Annotated in this window: 1 protein-coding gene; it reads left to right on the top strand. The window is 70.7% G+C overall.

The features are described 5' to 3' along the window. A partial coding sequence (locus tag ABD317_RS37505; RefSeq protein ID WP_344296621.1) for a nucleotide sugar dehydrogenase occupies positions 1–663 on the top strand: 663 nt, incomplete at both ends.

The raw sequence follows: 663 nt of genomic DNA, 5'->3' as shown, positions 1-663 counted from the left end.
GGCGCCGGTGGGGGAGCAGGCGGAGCTGGCGTGGAATCCGGAGTTCCTGCGGGAGGGCTTCGCGGTGGAGGACACGCTGCGCCCGGACCGTATCGTCGTCGGCGTGGCCGGCCGCGGTGCGGAGGAGGTGCTGCGGGAGGTGTACGCCACGCCGGTGGGCTCCGGTACGCCGTTCGTGGTGGCGGACTATCCGACCGCGGAGCTGGTCAAGACCTCCGCGAACGCTTTTCTGGCCACGAAGATCTCGTTCATCAACGCGATGGCGGAGGTGTGTGAGGCCGCGGGCGGGGATGTGGTGAAGCTGGCGGAGGCGCTGGGTTATGACGAGCGGATCGGGCGGAAGTTCCTGCGTGCCGGTGTCGGGTTCGGCGGGGGGTGTCTGCCCAAGGACATCCGTGCGTTCATGGCCCGGGCGGGGGAGTTGGGGGTGGATCAGGCGCTGACGTTCCTGCGTGAGGTCGACTCGATCAACATGCGCCGCCGGGCGCACATGGTGGAGCTGGCGCGGGAGGCCTGCGGGGACACCTTCCTGGGCCGCCGCATCGCCGTGCTGGGCGCGGCGTTCAAGCCCGACTCCGACGACGTACGCGACTCCCCCGCCCTCAACGTCGCCGGCCAGATCCACCTCCAGGGCGGCCAGGTCACCGTCCACGACCCCAAGGG

The sequence above is a fragment of the Streptomyces synnematoformans genome, assembly GCF_039531005.1.
Lineage (GTDB): Bacteria > Actinomycetota > Actinomycetes > Streptomycetales > Streptomycetaceae > Streptomyces > Streptomyces synnematoformans.
This window is presented reverse-complemented; position numbering and strand designations above follow the sequence as displayed.